The organism is Sporosarcina sp. FSL K6-6792 (genome assembly GCF_038004885.1).
GTDB classification, from domain to species: Bacteria; Bacillota; Bacilli; order Bacillales_A; family Planococcaceae; genus Sporosarcina; species Sporosarcina psychrophila.
The window spans coordinates 1,026,517-1,046,328 of sequence record NZ_JBBOSA010000001.1 but is presented as its reverse complement, the minus strand read 5'-3'; the positions used below and the strand labels follow the sequence as shown (position 1 = coordinate 1,046,328).

The 19,812-nt window shown below is 40.3% G+C and carries 24 protein-coding genes; 21 read left to right on the top strand and 3 right to left on the bottom strand.

The genetic code is table 11. The features are described from left to right. Nucleotide 1: 1 nt before the first annotated feature. From MKZ26_RS05035 to recO, 17 genes are all read left to right on the top strand, one after another. On the top strand, nucleotides 2–742 hold the full coding sequence (locus tag MKZ26_RS05035; RefSeq protein WP_340764840.1) for a 16S rRNA (uracil(1498)-N(3))-methyltransferase: 741 nt from the start codon (nucleotides 2–4) through the stop codon (nucleotides 740–742). A gap of 15 nt (nucleotides 743–757) precedes the next feature. Further along, nucleotides 758–2,098 carry a tRNA (N(6)-L-threonylcarbamoyladenosine(37)-C(2))-methylthiotransferase MtaB gene (mtaB, locus tag MKZ26_RS05030; RefSeq protein ID WP_340764838.1) on the top strand — a complete coding sequence of 447 codons (1,341 nt, stop codon included), beginning with the start codon at nucleotides 758–760 and terminating at the stop codon, nucleotides 2,096–2,098. A gap of 115 nt (nucleotides 2,099–2,213) precedes the next feature. Further along, nucleotides 2,214–2,885: a deoxyribose-phosphate aldolase gene (deoC, locus tag MKZ26_RS05025; protein WP_067208365.1), complete on the top strand. Its 672-nt coding sequence runs from the start codon at nucleotides 2,214–2,216 to the stop codon at nucleotides 2,883–2,885. Nucleotides 2,886–2,990: 105 nt separating this feature from the next. Beyond that, nucleotides 2,991–3,164: a 30S ribosomal protein S21 gene (rpsU, locus tag MKZ26_RS05020; protein ID WP_067208368.1), complete on the top strand. Its 174-nt coding sequence runs from the start codon at nucleotides 2,991–2,993 to the stop codon at nucleotides 3,162–3,164. Between the two features lie 187 nt (nucleotides 3,165–3,351). Continuing rightward, entirely contained in the window at nucleotides 3,352–4,683 is a 1,332-nt protein-coding gene (locus MKZ26_RS05015; RefSeq protein WP_340764835.1) for an NfeD family protein, read from the top strand. Between the two features lie 32 nt (nucleotides 4,684–4,715). Further along, nucleotides 4,716–5,696 (top strand): flotillin-like protein FloA, encoded by a 981-nt coding sequence (gene floA, locus MKZ26_RS05010; protein ID WP_156476156.1) that lies wholly within the window; start codon nucleotides 4,716–4,718, stop codon nucleotides 5,694–5,696. 37 nt (nucleotides 5,697–5,733) lie between these two features. Further along, nucleotides 5,734–6,231 (top strand): hypothetical protein, encoded by a 498-nt coding sequence (locus tag MKZ26_RS05005; protein WP_340764833.1) that lies wholly within the window; start codon nucleotides 5,734–5,736, stop codon nucleotides 6,229–6,231. Nucleotides 6,232–6,281: 50 nt separating this feature from the next. Next, nucleotides 6,282–6,539, top strand: coding sequence for a hypothetical protein (locus tag MKZ26_RS05000; RefSeq protein ID WP_067208378.1), 258 nt, complete (start codon nucleotides 6,282–6,284; stop codon nucleotides 6,537–6,539). Next, nucleotides 6,532–7,284 carry a sporulation protein YqfD gene (locus tag MKZ26_RS04995; RefSeq protein WP_340764831.1) on the top strand — a complete coding sequence of 251 codons (753 nt, stop codon included), beginning with the start codon at nucleotides 6,532–6,534 and terminating at the stop codon, nucleotides 7,282–7,284. The genes MKZ26_RS05000 and MKZ26_RS04995 overlap by 8 nt, the downstream gene beginning before the upstream one ends. 25 nt (nucleotides 7,285–7,309) lie before the next feature. Further along, nucleotides 7,310–7,630, top strand: coding sequence for a hypothetical protein (locus MKZ26_RS04990; RefSeq protein ID WP_340764829.1), 321 nt, complete (start codon nucleotides 7,310–7,312; stop codon nucleotides 7,628–7,630). Nucleotides 7,631–7,634: 4 nt separating this feature from the next. Continuing rightward, the gene (locus MKZ26_RS04985) at nucleotides 7,635–8,579 is read left to right on the top strand and encodes a PhoH family protein (protein ID WP_370569999.1); all 945 of its coding nucleotides are present in this window, start codon (nucleotides 7,635–7,637) and stop codon (nucleotides 8,577–8,579) included. 73 nt (nucleotides 8,580–8,652) lie between these two features. Next, on the top strand, nucleotides 8,653–10,779 hold the full coding sequence (locus MKZ26_RS04980; protein WP_340764827.1) for an HD family phosphohydrolase: 2,127 nt from the start codon (nucleotides 8,653–8,655) through the stop codon (nucleotides 10,777–10,779). 22 nt (nucleotides 10,780–10,801) lie between these two features. Next, the gene (ybeY, locus tag MKZ26_RS04975; protein ID WP_067208386.1) at nucleotides 10,802–11,272 is read left to right on the top strand and encodes an rRNA maturation RNase YbeY; all 471 of its coding nucleotides are present in this window, start codon (nucleotides 10,802–10,804) and stop codon (nucleotides 11,270–11,272) included. A 7-nt stretch (nucleotides 11,273–11,279) separates the two neighbouring features. After that, on the top strand, nucleotides 11,280–11,630 hold the full coding sequence (locus MKZ26_RS04970) for a diacylglycerol kinase family protein (RefSeq protein WP_067208388.1): 351 nt from the start codon (nucleotides 11,280–11,282) through the stop codon (nucleotides 11,628–11,630). Nucleotides 11,631–11,647: 17 nt separating this feature from the next. Next, the gene (locus MKZ26_RS04965) at nucleotides 11,648–12,058 is read left to right on the top strand and encodes a cytidine deaminase (RefSeq protein WP_067208391.1); all 411 of its coding nucleotides are present in this window, start codon (nucleotides 11,648–11,650) and stop codon (nucleotides 12,056–12,058) included. Continuing rightward, the gene (era, locus tag MKZ26_RS04960; protein ID WP_340764825.1) at nucleotides 12,042–12,959 is read left to right on the top strand and encodes a GTPase Era; all 918 of its coding nucleotides are present in this window, start codon (nucleotides 12,042–12,044) and stop codon (nucleotides 12,957–12,959) included. The genes MKZ26_RS04965 and era overlap by 17 nt, the downstream gene beginning before the upstream one ends. 398 nt (nucleotides 12,960–13,357) lie before the next feature. After that, nucleotides 13,358–14,191: a DNA repair protein RecO gene (gene recO, locus MKZ26_RS04955; protein WP_340764823.1), complete on the top strand. Its 834-nt coding sequence runs from the start codon at nucleotides 13,358–13,360 to the stop codon at nucleotides 14,189–14,191. Nucleotides 14,192–14,420: 229 nt separating this feature from the next. Here recO and MKZ26_RS04950 read toward each other — a convergent pair whose 3' ends face one another. Continuing rightward, nucleotides 14,421–14,789: a DUF2500 domain-containing protein gene (locus MKZ26_RS04950; protein WP_340764821.1), complete on the bottom strand. Its 369-nt coding sequence runs from the start codon at nucleotides 14,787–14,789 to the stop codon at nucleotides 14,421–14,423. 134 nt (nucleotides 14,790–14,923) lie between these two features. Here MKZ26_RS04950 and MKZ26_RS04945 point away from each other — a divergent pair, with 134 nt between their 5' ends. Continuing rightward, nucleotides 14,924–15,304 (top strand): CidA/LrgA family holin-like protein, encoded by a 381-nt coding sequence (locus tag MKZ26_RS04945; protein WP_340764819.1) that lies wholly within the window; start codon nucleotides 14,924–14,926, stop codon nucleotides 15,302–15,304. Beyond that, nucleotides 15,295–15,984: an LrgB family protein gene (locus MKZ26_RS04940; protein ID WP_340764817.1), complete on the top strand. Its 690-nt coding sequence runs from the start codon at nucleotides 15,295–15,297 to the stop codon at nucleotides 15,982–15,984. The genes MKZ26_RS04945 and MKZ26_RS04940 overlap by 10 nt, the downstream gene beginning before the upstream one ends. A 170-nt stretch (nucleotides 15,985–16,154) precedes the next feature. Here the strand turns inward: MKZ26_RS04940 and MKZ26_RS04935 are convergent, their stop codons facing one another. Both MKZ26_RS04935 and MKZ26_RS04930 read right to left on the bottom strand, forming a co-directional pair. Beyond that, nucleotides 16,155–16,556, bottom strand: coding sequence for a hypothetical protein (locus MKZ26_RS04935; protein WP_340764815.1), 402 nt, complete (start codon nucleotides 16,554–16,556; stop codon nucleotides 16,155–16,157). Nucleotides 16,557–16,881: 325 nt separating this feature from the next. Continuing rightward, on the bottom strand, nucleotides 16,882–17,250 hold the full coding sequence (locus MKZ26_RS04930; protein WP_340764813.1) for a hypothetical protein: 369 nt from the start codon (nucleotides 17,248–17,250) through the stop codon (nucleotides 16,882–16,884). 1,105 nt (nucleotides 17,251–18,355) lie between these two features. Between MKZ26_RS04930 and MKZ26_RS04920 the strand changes: the two genes are divergently transcribed. After that, nucleotides 18,356–18,958: a hypothetical protein gene (locus MKZ26_RS04920; protein ID WP_340764812.1), complete on the top strand. Its 603-nt coding sequence runs from the start codon at nucleotides 18,356–18,358 to the stop codon at nucleotides 18,956–18,958. Further along, the gene (locus MKZ26_RS04915; RefSeq protein WP_340764809.1) at nucleotides 18,955–19,338 is read left to right on the top strand and encodes a hypothetical protein; all 384 of its coding nucleotides are present in this window, start codon (nucleotides 18,955–18,957) and stop codon (nucleotides 19,336–19,338) included. Before MKZ26_RS04920 ends, MKZ26_RS04915 begins: the two co-directional genes overlap by 4 nt. Nucleotides 19,339–19,812 lie beyond the last annotated feature (474 nt).

Below are 19,812 nucleotides of genomic sequence, written 5' to 3'. Positions count from 1 at the left end.
TTTGCAACGCTATTTTCTGCAATCTCCTTTTGATGAAGATGGAAATGCAATAATTACTGGTGATGACGCTAAACATATCGCGCGTGTTATGCGAATGACCGTTGATGATGACGTCATCGCTGTTACTAATGGCGAAGCCTTCGTCTCCCAAATTACAGAGCTTTTACCTGATGGCATCGTAATTCAGCGTAAAGGAGAACCTCTTCAGTCAAATGAAATGCCTGTTAAAGTAACGGTAGCTTGTGGTCTCCCGAAAGGTGACAAACTCGATTTAATCGTTCAAAAAGGAACGGAACTCGGCATGACAGGGATTTTTCCGTTTCAAGCCGAGAGATCTATTGTTAAATGGGATGACAAAAAAGGTGACAAAAAAGGTGAACGGCTTCGCAAAATTGCCAAAGAAGCTGCTGAGCAATGTCATCGCACAGTTATCCCGGAAGTGCGAAATCCATTTTCTGTTAAGCAGTTAATCGCTGAATCAGAGAACTTTGATGTCCTCTTGGTTGCTGATGAAGAAGACGCGAAAAGTGGAGACCCAAATAAAATTTCGGATCGTCTAAAAAGTGTATTACCTGGTCAAACAGTACTTGCTGTATTTGGTCCTGAAGGCGGATTGTCTAGGACAGAAGCCGAAACACTACGTTCAGCAGGATTTCTACCGATAGCGTTAGGTCCGCGCATACTGCGGACGGAAACGGCTCCATTGTATTTATTGTCCGCAATGTCATACGAATTTGAATGAAAGTGGTGAGCAGTTGTGTCTTCGGTCGCATTCCATACGTTGGGCTGCAAAGTGAATCATTACGAAACCGAGGCAATCTGGCAACTTTTTAAAGAAGCCGGTTATGTCCGCGGGGATTTCGAAAAAAATTCTGATGTTTATGTCATTAATACATGTACAGTGACGAATACCGGTGATAAAAAAAGCCGGCAAGTCATCCGTCGTGCTGTTCGGAAAAATCCGGACGCTGTAATTTGCGTAACAGGTTGTTATGCACAAACGTCTCCTGCGGAAATTATGGCGATTCCGGGAGTAGATATCGTTGTTGGAACACAAGATCGGACAAAGCTCCTCGGACTCATTGATGAATTCCGTACGGAGCGTCAGCCAATCAATGCAGTCCGCAATATCATGAAAAACAGGATTTATGAAGAACTCGACGTACCTACATTTTCGGATCGTACACGTGCATCGCTCAAAATCCAAGAAGGGTGCAATAACTTCTGCACGTTCTGTATCATTCCTTGGGCGCGTGGACTAATGCGTTCACGTGATCCGCAAGAAGTCATTCGACAAGCGCAACAGCTTGTTGATGCGGGTTATCTTGAAATTGTATTAACCGGTATACATACGGGAGGTTACGGTGAAGATTTGAAGGATTACAATCTTGCCCGTCTTCTTCGTGACCTTGAAACGCAAGTCAAAGGACTGAAACGCCTTCGCATTAGTTCGATTGAAGCGAGTCAGCTGACGGATGAAGTAATTGATGTTCTACGCGATTCAACAACTATCGTCCGCCACCTGCACATTCCAATTCAGTCCGGTTCAGACACGGTGCTGAAGCGTATGCGACGGAAATATACAATGGCGTTTTTCGCAGAACGTCTAGACAGACTTCGTGAAGCGTTGCCGCACCTAGCGATCACTTCGGACGTCATCGTCGGTTTTCCAGGTGAGACAGAAGAAGAGTTCTTGGAAACATATAATTTCATTCGTGATCACAGATTCTCCGAACTTCACGTTTTTCCTTATTCAAAACGAACTGGTACTCCTGCCGCCAAAATGGAAGATCAGGTTCCGGAAGAAGTGAAAAACGAGCGTGTTCACCGTTTAATTGAATTGAATGATCAGCTAGCGAAACAATATGCATCTACTTTTGAAGATGAAGTACTTGAAGTCATCCCAGAAGAGAAGTATAAACTTGAACCGGAAAGTGGTCTGTATGAAGGCTATTCAGATAACTATTTGAAAGTTGTTTTCGCTGCCGATGAATCAATGGTAGGGAAAATTGTTCGTGTGAAAATTGCACAAGCAGGTTATCCATATAACGAAGGGCAGTTTGTCCGCATTATGGAGGAAGAAATACAACTTGTTTAAGGTTTCCATAAAAGCTGTTCCTACTTTATTTTGAGTAGAAACAGCTTTTTTCGTGCAGAAATGAATTGTTCTTGATATGATGTGAGAAGTACGGACAACTCGAGGAGGTATTCATTTGAATACAAATTTTGCAACTTACATTGATCATACATTATTGAAAGCTGACGCAAAGAACAATGAAATCGTAACATTATGTGAAGAAGCTCGAAAATACACGTTTGCATCAGTTTGTGTAAACCCTACATGGGTGAAAACAGCAGCTGCTGCGCTAGAAGGATCACCTGTTAAAGTGTGTACAGTTATTGGTTTCCCTCTAGGAGCTTCAACTTCCGAAGTAAAAGCGTTTGAAACTAGGGACGCAATTACAAACGGTGCTAATGAAATTGATATGGTTATCAATATTGGCGCACTTCGTGGCGGTGATGATGAAACTGTGAAAAAGGAAATCGAAGCGGTAGTTAATGCTGCAAAAGGAAAAGCAATTGTTAAAGTCATTATTGAAACGTCCCTTTTAACGGATAAGGAAAAAAGGAAAGCATGTGAACTTTCTGTCCTTGCGGGTGCTGATTTCGTGAAAACATCGACAGGCTTTTCAACAGGCGGTGCGACTGAAGATGATGTGAAGTTAATGAGAGCTGTTGTCGGACCTGAAATGGGTGTTAAAGCTTCAGGTGGTGTCCGGAATTTAGAGGATATGAAGAAAATGATTGACGCAGGAGCTACAAGAATTGGTGCCAGTTCAGGCGTTCAGATTATGCAGGGTCTTGAATCACAATCTGATTATTAATTTAAAAGTTTTATATTGACCTATAGTTAAATCCGCGGTATAATTTATGAGTACATGGCACTTGGTCATGTTCTAGAAGTGTGTTTGGAGGGAGGGACAAGAGATATGTCGAAAACTGTTGTTCGTAAAAACGAATCGCTTGAAGATGCTCTTCGCCGCTTCAAACGTACTGTATCCAAAAGTGGAACAATACAAGAGGTAAGAAAGCGTGAGTTTTATGATAAGCCGAGTGAAAAACGTAAAAAGAAATCTGAAGCTGCAAGGAAACGTAAATTCTGATTTCCTGTGGTGATGAGTTCGACCTTGTTTTGAAATTAAAATTTGGTAAACCGGAAAATCCTTTATGGGTTTTCCGGTTTATTTGTATATGAGATAAAACAAAAAAATTAAGGGAAAGTGAAACTTCTGAGCATTTGGAACGTATATAGAGATATAATAGAATCTATAGAGAGAGGTGAAAAATACTATGCATAAAATGATAGGAAGGGTTCTCCTGTTCATTTTATTCGTATCTGTGTTAGCATTCCCACTCTTAGAAACGGGAGCTGCAGCTTCGAAAGTCTATAAAGTGCCAGTTGAGAACGTAGTTGAGAAAGGATTGTACGCATTTTTACAGCGGTCATTTACAGAAGCGGAGGCGGCGGGAGCAGAGGCGATCATCTTGGAGATTAATACACCGGGTGGATTTACTGATGCAGCCGACCAAATTGCCAGGCTGATGGATGACAGTGACTTGAAAATAATCGCTTACGTTAATAATAAAGCGATGTCTGCTGGCGCTTTCATAGCTCTTCATGCTGATGAAATTTATATGTCCTCAACAGCCACGATAGGAGCGGCTCAAGTAATCGACTCGGAAGGAAACGCGGCTACTGTCAAAGCTCAGAGTGCGTGGGTTGCAGATATGATAACTGCCGCTGAGTTAAACGGGCGAAAACCGATTTACGCACAGGCTATGGCGGACCCTAAAGTTGACCTTCCTAAATACCGTGCTGGTGTGGGCGATTTGCTGACTTTGAAAGCGGATGAAGCAAAAGAAGTGGAATACAGTGAAGGAACCGTAGCATCATTCAAAGAACTATTAAAAGTAACAGGGCTTGAAAATGCAGAAATCATTTCAACAAATGAAACATTTACGGAAAGTATTGCTCGTTTCATCACCCATCCGGTTGTTGTACCGATTCTTTTATCAATTGCGGGACTTGGATTTGTGTTGGAAATGTACTCGCCAGGATTTGGTGTAGCCGGAACGATGGCTGCTAGTTCATTAGCTCTATTCTTTTACGGACATCTTGTTGCCGGGCTTGCGGGTTATGAAACGATTATCCTGTTTCTAATAGGGGTCGTTCTCATCGTAGCGGAATTCTTCTTGCCCCATGGTATAGCAGGTGTCATTGGAACGCTCGCAATTATAGGTAGTATCATTATGGCGGGCGGCAATCCGATGTATATGGCGATTTCTGTCCTTATCGCGGTTGCTATCGCTGTTATAGGGATGGTGATTATTATGAAATTTTTCGGTAAAAAACTGCACTTGCTCAACAAGGTTGTGCTAATGGATACAACTGATACGGAAAGTGGTTATGTTTCGAATGTGAACAGGGTTGAATTGCTTGGACGCATTGCAACAACATCGACTGCACTTAGACCATCTGGTGCAATTGAGTTAGATGGAGAACGAATCGATGTTGTTTCTGAAGGAAGCTACATCGCTAAAGGAATACATGTTATCATTGTAAAGGTTGAAGGTTCCCGGATTGTAGTCAGGGAATCAGTAGAAAAGGGGGAAATTAAATAATGGCAGGACTCTTAGGTTCAGGAAGTTTAGTAATGGTCGTTGTAATAGCAGTTGTAGCAATCATCGTATTGTCAGCATTTTTCACACTCGTTCCTGTGGCGCTGTGGATTTCAGCAATGGCAGCAGGCGTTAGAGTAAGTATATTCACATTGATCGGTATGCGTCTTCGCCGGGTTATTCCGAGTCGAATTGTTAATCCGCTTATTAAAGCACATAAAGCTGGACTCGATGTTTCAATTAATCAGCTTGAAAGTCATTATCTTGCGGGAGGGAACGTTGACCGTGTTGTCAATGCTCTGATCGCTGCACACCGTGCGAACATCGAACTTACATTTGAACGTGCTGCTGCAATCGATCTTGCAGGACGTGACGTTCTAGAAGCGGTTCAAATGTCCGTTAACCCGAAAGTTATTGAAACACCATTCATCGCCGGTGTGGCAATGAACGGGATTGAAGTAAAAGCAAAAGCGCGTATTACAGTACGTGCAAACATCGACCGTCTTGTCGGTGGTGCAGGTGAAGAAACAATCGTTGCCCGTGTTGGTGAGGGTATTATCTCGACAATCGGTTCATCTATCGACCATGCAAAAGTATTGGAAAATCCTGATATGATTTCTCAAACTGTTCTAGCAAAAGGTCTTGACTCAGGTACTGCATTCGAAATTCTATCGATTGATATCGCAGACGTTGATATTGGTAAAAACATCGGTGCAGAACTTCAAACTGAACAAGCAATGGCTGATAAAAACATTGCACAGGCAAAAGCAGAAGAACGCCGTGCAATGGCAGTTGCAAACGAACAGGAAATGAAAGCGAAAGTTGAAGAAATGCGTGCGAAAGTTGTCAGTGCTGAAGCGGAAGTTCCGCTTGCTATGGCAGAAGCGCTACGTAAGGGCAATATTGGTGTCATGGATTATGTGAATTATAAAAATATCCAGGCAGATACAGGAATGCGTGACTCCATCAGTAACTTTGGCGGAGATAAGGAATCTACAGAAATTAAGAAGAACTAATACTTGAGGAGCCATTTCCTGGAAAGGGGATGCACGAATGGAACAGCTAATCATTTTTATCATTTTGGCAATTGTCGGATCTTTTTTTAGGGGCAAGAAAAAAGATCCAGCTGAGGGGCCAAAGCCTAAGCCGTCCACGGCAACGGGGAACGCTCCAGAGGGTCCTACAACTAAATTAAAAGAGATGTACCGTGAATTGCAAAGGGAAATGGCAGGAGCAGATGCGGAACCACCTGTCCGCCAGCTGCCAAAGCAGCAGCAGGCAACAGTAACGGTTCCTTCAGCTCCTGTAGTAGTACCACCTGCAAGACCAACTGCTGACAGAAAAGAACGTACTAATTCATCAGCGAATCGTCACATCGAACGCCCCGATTCATCCGTGAATCGACATAGCGGAAGATTGTCTGCACATGGTAGTCAACGTCCAACTGTGTCTGCTATACAATCGCACGATTTAATGCCGAAAAGTCAAGGGGACTTGCTGAAAGGCATTGTGTTCTCTGAAATTTATGGTCCACCGAAATCAAAAAGATAAGCATTGACCCTCTATCCGAATCATACGATGTGGATAGGGGGTTTTATATTTTGAAAAGACTATTTCAGACCGGTTCATCAGTTACAATTGAAGATTTCGCTTCATTACGAATTAATGGCCCTTATTCTTTGTTGAAACTTGGCCCCGATTTCGCGATCATTAGCAGTGGAGAATACAGGATTGAGGCGATAGGCACTGATTTAACAGTTGAAACTTTATCAGAAGAAGTTGCTGTTTTCACATTCACTTCAATTACCACAATGAATGTGACTACAGGTGCAGACAAGGAAGCGGAGCGCAATGCGTAAAAGGTATGCTATCAAAATATCAGGCGACGGCAACCTTTCCGGATTCCTCACTAAACTTGTCACAATTGGAACAAAAATTACATCGCTATCAGTTGTCGATGGGGTGGCATATTTTCAAACAGATCGTAGCGGTCTTCGTGCTATCCGGCGTAACAGAAGGCATTATCGATTAAAAGTAGCCATTTCAATTGCGAATCTTGAATCAGGCTCAATTGGACTTTTCACATCTAGCCGCTTCCTAATCGCATGTCTCATTCCTTTTGTTGCCTCATTTTTCCTTTGGACAGTAGATGTTGAATCGGATATGCCGGAAGTAGTGGACAGAATCGAGCAGAAACTTGAAAAAAGCTCTATCGTTTTGTTAAGACCCTTAGCTTTAATTCCTGATGAAGGTGAAATTCGACGAGAGCTCATGCTCGATGATCCTGCTTTATCGTGGGTTAGATTTAGACGAGTTGGAACGTCTCTGACAATTATTCCGATGTTATCACCACCCACAACTAACATTATTGAAGAGAATGAATCGCCGTCACACCTTGTAGCGCGTACAGGAGGCGTTATAACGCGTTTTGCGTTAGAAAAAGGGGAAAGGGTCGGCCATGTTCATCAGACTGTAAAGAAAGGGGACGTGCTAGCCACAGGTATATTGGAACAAGGTGATAAAACGACAGTTGTTGGAGCGGATGGTGCCGTGTATGCGGATTATTGGGTCGAATACACCTTTACTCTTCCGAAAAAAAATTAAATTCCAGTTACAGGGTGAGGAAATTGTGAACTATTCTTTTAACCTCCCATGGAAGCAGCAAGGTAAAGAAGGATGGTCTCTAGGGTCTTTCATCGAAACAGAAAGATATATGGAGGAAACCGCAGGGCACTTTGAATTGATTGAGGGAATGGAAGAAACAGTTATAATTCCCTTATTAAAAAACAAATTAATGTCGGAATCTTTTTCGAAAGCAATTATTAAAGATGAAAAAGTTTTACACGTGACATTCGATAATGATAAAGTTAGAGGGACTATATTGTTTCTTATCAATGACAATATTGCTGAAAAAAGACTGATTCCCAAGGAGACTGAGCCTATTGGATGAGCAAATGATTCAACTACATGTTGAAGACCCGAATGAAACAGTAATGCTTCTCGGAATTTCTGATCAGAATATGAAACTGATTGAAGAGCAGTTAAATGTTTCAGTATTAACTAGAGGCGACACGATATCAATCAGTGGTGCTGAAGATAGTAGGAATTCGGCTAAAGAGCTTTTGGAACAGTTGTTGAAAGTAATACGTAAAGGCATTAATATCAATCAACGAGATGTCTCGACTGCGCTCGAGATGGTGAAAAGTGGCACAATTGAATACTTTGCAGAGTTGTACGATGAAGAAATTTCAAGGAATATGAAAGGTAAAGCGATTCGTGCGAAGACAATCGGTCAGCGTGAATATGTCAGCGCAATTCGATCGAGAGATCTTGTATTCTGTATCGGGCCGGCTGGGACGGGGAAAACGTACTTAGCGGTCGTACTAGCTGTTTTAGCTATGAAAACGGGCTCTGCGAAGCGAATTGTCTTAACCCGTCCCGCTGTTGAAGCAGGAGAGAGTCTAGGCTTCCTTCCAGGTGACTTAAAAGAGAAAGTTGACCCATACCTTCGTCCGCTGTACGACGCGCTACACGATGTTCTGGGAGCGGAACAAACGGATCGACTTATGGAACGAGGGGTAATCGAAATTGCGCCGCTCGCTTATATGAGGGGACGGACACTCGATGATGCATTCATTATTCTAGACGAAGCACAGAATACGACAAAAGCACAAATGAAAATGTTTTTAACACGTCTCGGTTTTGGGTCGAAAATGGTTATCAACGGCGACAAAACACAAATTGATTTACCACGAAACACTGAGTCCGGTTTAATCGTTGCAGAATCAATCCTTAAAAAAGTTGGAGATATTCACTTTCAGTACTTAGAGCAAGGTGATGTTGTTCGTCACCCACTTGTTGCGAAAATAATTGAAGCATACGAACAGGAGCAGTCATAGAAAGTGACTGCTTTTTCTTTAGAATCATCGCTACTCTGATTATATCTATAGAGAAGCAGGGGGAGAGATTCCAATGTTCCAACCAATTAGAAAGTTATTTAAATCACTTAAATTCAATTATTTATCCTTGTTTTTAATCGGCCTATCCACCGTACTCCTTTTTTCTTTCATGTATGGCAGTGTGAAAAAAGAAACGTATGAATTGAAAGCTTTTCAAATTGCACCAGATACTATCCGTTCCTTAAAAACGGTTGAGGACGCAGTAAAAACCGAACAGGACAGAGAACGTGCCGCTAATGAAGTAGGACCTTCCTATGTATTTTCAGAAGATGTTGTAAAAAATAGACAAGCAATCGCTACGTCTTTATTCGATTTTCTAATCGAAGTAAAAAACCAAGATGAGCCTGATCAAACTACATCAGAGATAGCTACTAAGCCCTCTAAAGAATTAGTAGCGGAAATGCGCACTAAACTTTCCAGTTTGGAAAAGGAAGAACCTAGTCTGCGACTTAGTGATGACGCCATAGTTAATCTTTTATCCCAGAGTACAGATGCTTTACTGAACGCGCAAAGCGTATTAGTAGGTGTACTAGGTGAGGAATTATCGAAGCCGGTACGAACTGCAGATCTGTCGACAGTCCGCTATGAGGTAGATCGGAAAATTAGGCTCACAGATTCAGTTTCATCTTCAATCTTACAGACTCTAATAACGCTTAGCCGCTCTCTGGTAGTAGAGACGGAATCGATTCATGAGGAAATGACAAAGGCTAGGGTTGAGCAGGCGCGGGAAAGCGTTGAACCTACCCGTATCTTGCAAGGACAAGTGATTGTCCGTGAAGGGCAGGTCATTGACAAAGAAATATACAGGCAATTAGAGCTTGCGGGCGTATTGTCAAATCAGTCGTCCATGAAACCGCTGGCAGGTCTCATTTTATTTGTCCTGTTTGTCGGTGCGATTATTTATATGCATTTCCTATCCTGGAGTGAAAATAGGGTTGTGAAGAAAAAGGCATTGCTCATTGTATTAGTTGTTTTTTTCCTGCTCGTCATCATAATGAAACTCATTTCCCTTATTGAAAAAGACTTTGATGTCCTATTAGCATTCTTGTTTCCGACAGCACTCGCTCCAATGCTTATTAAGCTTCTGACGAACGAGCGACTTGCACTAATGACGACAATTATCACAGCAGCTACAGCAGGAATTCTTCTTCAAGAAGGTTACGCGGCAATCATTCAGATGGAAGTCGCATTGTACATACTTTTCGGAGGTATTGTCAGTTTGTATTTACTCGGTGACAACGGCAGACGTTCGAATATTTTACGAACAAGCTTAGGGGTTTCTGTTTCAAATATGATGTTCATTGGATTTTACCTCTTAATGACACAGTCATCTTACGATTTGACGGAATTAGTGTATTATATGATAGCGGCAATTGTTTCAGGTATATTGTCAGGAGCTCTTACAATTGGGCTTATGCCATTTTTTGAATCTGCCTTTCGACTATTATCGGATATGCGACTTATCGAACTATCGAACCCGAATCACCCGCTACTGAAAAAAGTACTTACCGAAACGCCAGGCACTTATCATCATAGCGTTATGGTCGCAAATTTAGCCGATGCAGCATGTGAATCGATTGGTGCGAATGGACTTCTTGCCAGAGTGGGAAGTTATTATCATGATATTGGAAAGACGCTGAGACCGGGTTACTTCATCGAGAATCAGCATGCTGGTCAAAATCCACATGATTCATTGCCACCAGAAAAAAGTAGGGATATCATTATTGCCCACGGAGAAGACGGTGCGAAACTTCTGGAAAAGCATAAAATGCCAGTAGAAATCATTGATATCGCTCGTCAGCATCACGGAACAAGTACATTGAAGTATTTTTACTTTAAAGCTAAGGAATCTGAGGAAGATGTAAAAGAAGAGGATTTCCGTTATGCGGGACCCAAACCTCAAACAAAAGAAATTGCAATTATCTCAATAGCAGATAGTGTTGAGGCCGCTGTACGATCAATGAAAGAACCGACTTCAGAAAAAATTGCAGCTCTCGTACGATCTATCATTAATGATAAAATGAACGATGGACAATTCGATGAATGCGATCTTTCTATGAAAGAATTGAAGAAAGCGGAAAGAGTTATGTGTGAAACGTTAAATGGGATTTTCCATAACCGGATTGAATATCCGAAGTGAGTACGAAGGGAGCTAGTAGTAGATGTTGGAAATACATTTTGAGGATGAAACAGCTAGAGTCGATGACAAAATCGAGGATTTAATCCGAAAGCTGTTAAACCATACCGCTAAAGAAGAGGAACTAGCAGGCGAATTAGAGGTTTCGGTAACATTCATGACAGATGCAGATATTCAGGAAGTGAATGCAACTTATCGCGGTAAAAATGTACCGACGGATGTCATTTCATTTGCGCTCGAAGAATTAACGGAAGGTGAAGTAGCTATTATTCCCGAAGAAGGCATGCCAACCGCTTTAGGTGATATACTTATTTCAGTAGAAACAGCTGAGCGGCAAGCAGGGGAATACGGACATGATTTTAATCGTGAAATTGGATTTCTTGCGCTTCACGGCTTCCTTCACCTTCTCGGCTATGATCATTTAACTGAAGAAGAGGAAGCTGAGATGTTCGGCAGGCAAAAGGAGATCCTCGCATCATTCGGACTCGAGAGGTGATTGATCAATGCGGAAGTTCCTTCAATCTTTTGTCTACGCATGGAATGGGATTTGTTATGGCATAGGAGCGGAACGGAATACGAAAGTGCATGTGATGGCCGCAATCCTCGTCATTGTAGCGGGTTTTATGACGGGTCTTTCGCGTACAGAGTGGTTCATCGTCATTATTCTGATTTGCGGAATGCTGGCGCTTGAGCTGATGAATTCTGCAGTCGAACGTGTCGTCGATCTACTAACAACTGAACGTCATATACTCGCGAAACAAGCGAAAGACCTCGCAGCAGGCGCGGTCTTAGTGTATGCGATTGGAAGTGCAATAATCGGTTTAATGTTATTTATTCCGAAATGGTTTAACTAAATTAAAGAGGTGTCTTTATGGATGTAGAAAAATTAATTGCTGAATCGAAAAAAGCACGGGAGCAAGCGTATGTCCCGTATTCAAAATTCCCAGTTGGAGCGGCGTTGTTAGCCGAAGATGGGACTATCTATCACGGCTGTAATATTGAAAACTCCGCTTATAGCATGACCAATTGTGCAGAACGAACAGCATTTTTTAAAGCTGTTTCCGACGGCGTACGTAGCTTCAAAGCGCTTGCAGTAGTTGCAGATACAGAAGGACCTGTTTCCCCGTGTGGAGCATGCAGACAAGTAATTGCGGAGTTTTGCAATGGCTCGATGCCTGTCTACCTCACGAACCTAAAAGGGGACATTGAAGAAACAACTGTAGCAAAATTATTACCAGGCGCATTTTCAAAGGAGGATCTTTCATATGCAGCAGAACAATAAAAAGGGGTTCAAATCGGGATTCATCTCGATTATTGGACGTCCAAACGTAGGTAAATCGACATTTCTTAACCATGTAGTCGGACAAAAGATTGCGATTATGAGTGACAAACCACAGACAACTCGCAATAAAGTGCAAGGTGTTGTCACGACAGAAGAATCTCAAATCATATTCATCGATACACCGGGGATTCATAAGCCAAAACATAAACTTGGTGATTTCATGGTAAAAACGGCCCGTAACACATTGAAAGAAGTAGATGTGGTCATGTTCATGGTCAATGCAGATGAGCCGATTGGCCGTGGTGACCGTTTCATCATGGAACTTCTTGAGAATTCAAAGACACCGGTATTCCTTATCATTAATAAAATTGATCTTGTTCATCCGGATGAATTATTCAAAATCATTACTTCGTATACAGCAGAATATGACTTTGCTGAAATCGTGCCAATTTCCGCGATAAACGGAAATAATGTGGAACGCCTTCTCGAGACGATGATAAAATATTTACCAGAGGGACCAAAATACTATCCAGATGATCAAGTAACGGATCACCCGGAACGATTCATCATTTCTGAATTAGTTCGTGAAAAGGTATTGCATTTAACGAGAGAAGAGATTCCACACTCCATAGCGGTTGTAATTGAGAAGATTGAACGCGAAGAAGGACGGGAAATGGTAAATGTTATGGCGACAATTGTTGTCGACCGTGATTCCCAAAAAGGTATTGTCATCGGTAAAAGAGGTGCATTGCTAAAAGAAATTGGAACAAATGCTAGACATGACATCGAAATGCTACTTGGTTCGAAAGTATTTCTTGAGTTGTGGGTAAAAGTGCAGAAAGACTGGCGTAATAAACCCGGCCATCTGAAGGAATTCGGATTTAGGGAAGACGAGTATTAATGAATTGAACGCATCCTAAGTTCGCCGCGTCCTGCGGCAACGGATGGCATGACCCACTTCGTGTGAGCCCAAAGCGTAAGCGGACCGGCAAGATGCGACAGGCATAAGGCAGTTTGGCGGAGCGGCATACTTTGCCGCATAGCTGGAATGACTTATGACCCGTGCGACTGGGTCACTGAAGCTAGACAAAGAAAAGCGTAAGATGCCGCATAGCTCCGACAGGCACAAGGTAGTTTGAGAGGAGGCGTCTTTTAGCCTCCGCAGCAAAATGACTTGTGACCCCGAGGAGCTGGCACCTGAAGCTAGACAAAGAAAAGGCGTAAGCGGCCCGCTAAGATGCGACAGGCATAAGGCAGTCTGGCGGAGCGGCGTACTTTGCCGCATAGCTGGAATGACTTATGACCCGAGCGTCTGGGTCACTGAAGCTAGACAAAGAGGTGATTGCTTCGCTGAACAAATGGGAAGGAATCATTCTAAGAGGTATCCCGTACGGGGAGTCCAATAAAATTGTGACACTGTTTACTCGTGAAGGCGGTAAGATGACAGCAATGGCCCGTGGAGCGAAGAAACCGGCGAGCAGGCTAGCTGCTGTGACGCAGCCTTTCACACATGGTTCATTCTTGATCCGTACAGGTAGAGGGATGGGGACGCTTGAACAAGGCGAACCCATTGATTCGATGCGGCATATTCGTGAAGACTTGGAAGCAACAGCTTATGCAAGTTATGTTGTTGAATTGATTGATAAGTTAACGGAGGATAATGAGCGAATTTCTGGTATATACAGCTTGTTGTATGAAGCGCTTCACGCTATCAATGAACAATATGATCCAGAAGCAATTGCATTATTTGTTGAATGGAAAATGTTGCCGATCGCTGGTATCCATCCAATACTTCATCAGTGTGCAAATTGTGGAGCGACAGAAGGTGAATTTGCTTTTTCATTTATGCAAATCGGCTTCATTTGTCATCGATGCTTCCATGTAGATAAGCATGCGATTCGAATTTCACCCAGTCAATTAAAATTGATCCGAACCTTTTATACAGTTCCAATTAATCGGGTCGGTAATTTGACGTTAAAGAAGACGACAAAAATCTTCATGAAAAAACTCGTCCGAACAATTTACGATGAGCAAGTGGGGATTCGATTAAAATCGAGATCATTCCTTGATCAGCTCGACTCGACACCCGAACTGCTACCTAGAAAAGAGAAACCAAAAGAGAGTGGCGAATAGTCCTCTTTACAATAAACTCCGAACCTTGGATCCTATGCAAAAGGGTCTAGATTCGGGGTTTTTATATAGAAATAAATTGAAGTAAAGATTACATTCAAATATGCTTGGGCACTAGGGGAAGCCTTCTACCCTTGGCCAGACTAGTCTTACAGTTTTTTCTACCACTTATAAGGTGCCATCGCTTGGTTTATCCATCGTATTCAATACTTGAACTTATGTAAAAAATTATTTATCCATTATTTACCCGTTCAAATCCACTAAAACGAGTCCCCTGGAAAGTGAGCATTCCCACATCGCCATCAGCTAACATACCATATTGGGAACCGTTTACAGCTAATTCCATACGATCTCCGCTGTCTACTTGAAATGTAGCATAATACCAAGTACTTGCCGATGAATCGCCTGATCCGCCGGAAGTCTTGGTTCTTTTTGTCACAACTTCCGCTGGTACTGTCAGTTTAGGGGAGTTATTATTTGAATTCCACGTACCGATAGATTTCACAGCAATGAAAATTATTCCACCAAAAATGATAATTGCAACTCCGCCGATAAAGATGGGAACAAACGTAAACATAGCTTCTCCAAAAGGTGAAAACATGTACAAAACCTCCTTATGTATTTTGGATGGTAGTTATAGATAATATACGTTCTATTTTTGAAATAGTTTCATTACGTCTTTGATATTTTACTTGTATATCTTTATACTGATACGAAAGGAGGCGGGATTTATCTATGAAATACATAAAAATAGTTCTTCAAATCATAGTGTTGTACAGTTTTGTCTTGATGGGGAACTGGCTTCAAGTTTTTCTTCATTTGCCGCTTCCGGGAAGCATAATAGGACTATTAGTATTGTTAGCGGCCCTTTCATTGAAAGTATTTCGGCTTGAATGGATTGAATCAGGTTCTTTCTTTCTTTTATCTTATTTACCATTATATTTTATCCCAGCGACTGTCGGTGTGATGAATTACGGACATGTTTTTGCAGGAAAAGGATTTCTATTAATACCAATCACAATGATTAGCACGTTTTTGACGATGTGGATTTCTAGTTATATAAGTCAATTTCTTGCCAAGAAATCTGCTAACAAGGAGGGGATTTCATGCAAGTAATGATGTATTCAATCCTATTTGTTATTGTAACGATTGCAGTTTATCTTGTTATGAACTTGTTATACTTTAAATATCGTAAGGCATTTTTCATACCAATACTAACAACAACAGTTGGCATTATTTTGATCCTCATTCTTTTCAAAGTCCCATATGAAACTTATATGCTCGGTGGAAAGTGGGTTGACCTGTTGCTGGGACCCGCGATTGTATCATTGGCCATCCCTTTATATAAACAAAGGGAGTTAATCAAACAGAATATGCTTCCCATACTTGGTGGTGTATTGACGGGCGTTCTTTTTGGTATGGTAAGCGGTGTACTTTTTGCAAAAATGGCAGGATTCTCAAAAGAAATCGTTGTGTCATTATTACCTAAATCGATTACAACACCTATAGCTATACAGATTGCTTCGGCATTGGGGGGAGCAACTTCGCTAACAATCGCTTTTGTCATGATTGCAGGATTTACCGGTATCATTCTAGGACCAACATTTTTGAAATGGTTTCGTATCGATACTGCAATCGGTCGTGGCATCGGACTGGGAGCAGCAGCTCATGCTCTTGGGACATCGAAAGCAATTGAAATCGGGGAGCAGGAAGCATCCTATAGTTCCATTGCAATGACGCTCTCCGCTATTATTGGGTCTATCGTTGGTCCGCTGATAGCTTGGTTGTTTTATTGAATGGCAAAAAAATTTAAGTGGATGAACAAATAGAAATCGAGTTATTACAACAAAAAGACAAAGAGGAATTGTATATGTTAATTACACATTAGTTATGTAATCAGTAGCAGAGAATAGTACTATGCATCCTCCGCTACTGAGAAAATTCAAATTAGATGAATCGATTACTATTATGCTTGAAGTATATTCTTCAATTCTTTGACGGCATCAAGAGAAATGCCTGTACCTAATGGTCCCTGTAATAATGCTGCGACGGCAACAGCGACCGCAACAACATCAACGTTATTTGTAACAGTGATTGTTGGACTTCCTATATTTTCGAAGGTACTTGTATCAGTATCAGCTTGAGTTTGCTTTTGGTTTTGATCTTGATCTTGATACTGGAATTGTTTCTGGTATTGATTTTGATATTGGAATTGCCATTGATTTTGTTGTTGAAGTTGTATCAAAATATCATCTAATTTTGCTTCAATGTTTCTTAAATCCTTTTTCTTCTCACAACAATCGTACTTATCATAATGATTCTTTTCATTACAATGATAACAATCACACTTTTTTGAATGATTCCCCATTTTTTCTCCTCCTATTCTTTATTACAATATGAAATCAAATCCATCATGTAAGTTTTTTGTTCTTCTTTGACCCTGAAAAACTAATAATTAAAAATTAAAAGGAAACTGGGGTTTTAATAGCTAGAAGCGGAAAGAGAAGTCAGACCTTACAAAGCTATTCGTATTCACGGACGTTAGTTCAGTAATTTGTGGCAGAAAAATTTCATCATATATGATGAAATAAAGAATTCTATTAAATTCGCTAGGAGGCTACCCGTGTAAGACGCCTTCCCTCAGCTTATATAGCTATTCAATTATTCAATATATATAGGTGAAACAAATACTATTATGCTTGAAGCATATTCTTCAATTCTTTTACTGTATCAAAAGAAAGACCTGCTCCTAATGGACCTTGTAATAATGCTGCGACGGCAACAGCGACTGCAACAACATCTACGTTATTAGTAATTGTGATTGTTGGACTTCCGATATTTTCGAAGGTACTTGTATCAGTATCGACTTGAGCTTGCTTCTGGTCTTGATCTTGATACTGTAATTGATTTTGGTATTGATTTTGATTTTGATACTGTAATTGCCATTGCTTTTGTTGTTGAAGTTGTATCAAAATATCTTCTAATTTTGCTTCCATGCTTTTTGAATCCTTTTTCTTCTCACAATAGTTCTTCTCAAAATGATTATTTTCATGATATCCCATTTTTTTCACCTCCTATTCTTAATTACAGTATGAAACTAAATTCCTCGTGTAAGGGTTATTGTCTTCCCCTTGTCCTTAAAACAATTAGACAATAGGAATAAAAAGGGGAATACTTTTTGATCGTAAAAGCGGAAAGGGAAGTTAGATATTCCAAAGTTCATCGTACCAATTATTTGAGGACGCTATTTATCACTAAAAAAGTAGGATTGTTTAAGAAACATTATGTTAGGTATAAATATGTGGAATACTATCTGAATGGTTTTAAGGTGATTCAAATAAGGCTAAAGGAACGTATACGTATAATTAGCCAAATAAGTCAAGTTGACTCCGAATTTGCATTTAGGGAACAGGGATAGGCTAGTAAAAATACTTTAAACTTTGAATGTTTAGAAGTAAATTACGGAAAACAAATAGATAGTTACATAGACAAGGTTATTTTATATATTAAAGATTAAATACCTTTTCCAAAGTTGAGGAAATTTTAAAATGGAATAACTTTTTCGATAAAAGTAAGTAATGTTTAACAGGTAATTGTTAATGAGTGACTATTCATTCAAGCTTGAAAGTGATACTCTTTATTCAATGAAGTCAGATTAATTGTGGGAGCGATTGAATAATGAAGCTTAAAGTTGGGGCTATTTTCACGTGATTAAAAACGTTTAATGTGGAAGAAACACAACAGTTTTCAGAGGTAATAGGTGATAAGGGAAAATATCATATGGAATGAGATGAGATGAGAAAGGGAGCTTTATGTACAAGGTCTTTTACTGCGAGTATCGGGGATTTAGTTAATATTGCAAGAGAGATGTTAAGTGGTTACCTTCGCCCTGTCAGGGGACACGATTACTTGTGAATTCACGATAACAGAAGTTGAATTTAAGACAATAGCCATGATTACCTTTTATCATAATCAAAGCGGAAAAGAAGTTCTGATTGGAATGAGTCATGGAATTATTAGGGGTTAATTAGCCTGTAAAAAAATATTAAAGCTATACTGCTTTAATTTGAATTGCTTTTTTATTTCCATTGTATTGTTATTAAATTATTCTTAATAATGAACCTTCTTGCTCAAGAGGCGTCAAATAAATAAAAGGAAGGTGCCTTTATGAAAAGATTAGTGTATCGACTTTTCGTAATGACTGTCTTTTTATCAATGATGATAGTAAGCGTAAGTGTTTCTGCTACAAGTTGGATCGAGATGGACCCGCAAGAAGTTAGCGACGAGGCTGAAGTAGTTATAAGTGGAACTTACGACTTTTCAAGTAAGCCGATAGACAGTGAATTTATTTTTCAAGGATATACGTTTGCCGTTGAAAATGTTTATAAAGGAGAGGCTACTAAACAAATAATCGCTGGAATTGACATGTATGATGTCGGTTGGGCTGAGGGATTTCAGAACGAAGGCGGTGAGTTTCTTCTGTTTTTAGAAAAGAGTGATTCTGCGACATTTCTTACACCTGTAGGAGGGCCAAATGGTATGGTTCAAGTCCTTCACGGCATAATAAATAATGAAAATGAAGAAATCGCAACTTATTATGCTGATTTTCTAAAAACAAGTTACAAGAATCCTAGCAGTGGAAACAATGTAGCGCTTATTGACAAGGAGAACTTAGATATATTTAATCCATTATATATCAGCGTAATTGCTTTGTTTGCAATCGCAGTTCTTATTTTACTATATCGTTTCGCAAGGAAGGGGAGGCGTTGAAAAAAGTTTTATTCATTCTCATAGTTTCAATGAGTATATTTTTTAGTGCATGGCAAACAAAAGAATTGACATTCGTTGGTGAAGGCGAAAATTGGTGGGCAGAAGTGACCGTGGCCCAAACTGACGGAGATGAACAATATGAAATTCAAATTATTTATAAAGGTAATGAGTTAGAAAGTGTTAAAACCTTTGATTATTTCGTTGAAACAAGCACCGATGGAGTGCTGAATTTTGGTACAAACAATGTTTCATTGAACGAAAAAGGTAAGTTTCAACACAAAAGTTTAAGTTCTAATAGCCCTTCAACGAAACAAGAAGAGAAGCTGGTTTTGAAGGTAGTATGGAACGGGATTACCGAAAAAATCTTTTTAGAAAATTAGTAAATTAAGAACTAAATATGTCGAAACAAAGAATTCAATTAAATTCGCTAGGGGCTGTAATTGAGGCATCTCACTTTCTAAACGGAACTTCTTCTTATCGTACTTTGGTAGATTATGTAGAAGAAATGATTAAACGAAATGCCTGATCGAATTGCTTATCAGATAGGGTGGGAAGATTGAGCGTTAAAGAAGTTATTAGCAGAGCGTTGCCGAGAAAATTAATAACTGCGGCGATTACAGTTCCTATTTATGCAATATTATTAGCGTTAGTAACACCATACTTCTACGAAAGTAACGTGTATTCACTATGGCGATATTTGGGAAAGATTTTAGTTACAACGCAAGGGTATATTCTATACAGTTTTCCGGCCATTCTTCTATATGGGGTGTTTACTTCTCTAGTAAGCGACTTACTTTCATCCAAATTCACGAAAAATGAGTCAGTAAAGTTAGAGTGTTTTCTATCGTTACTTT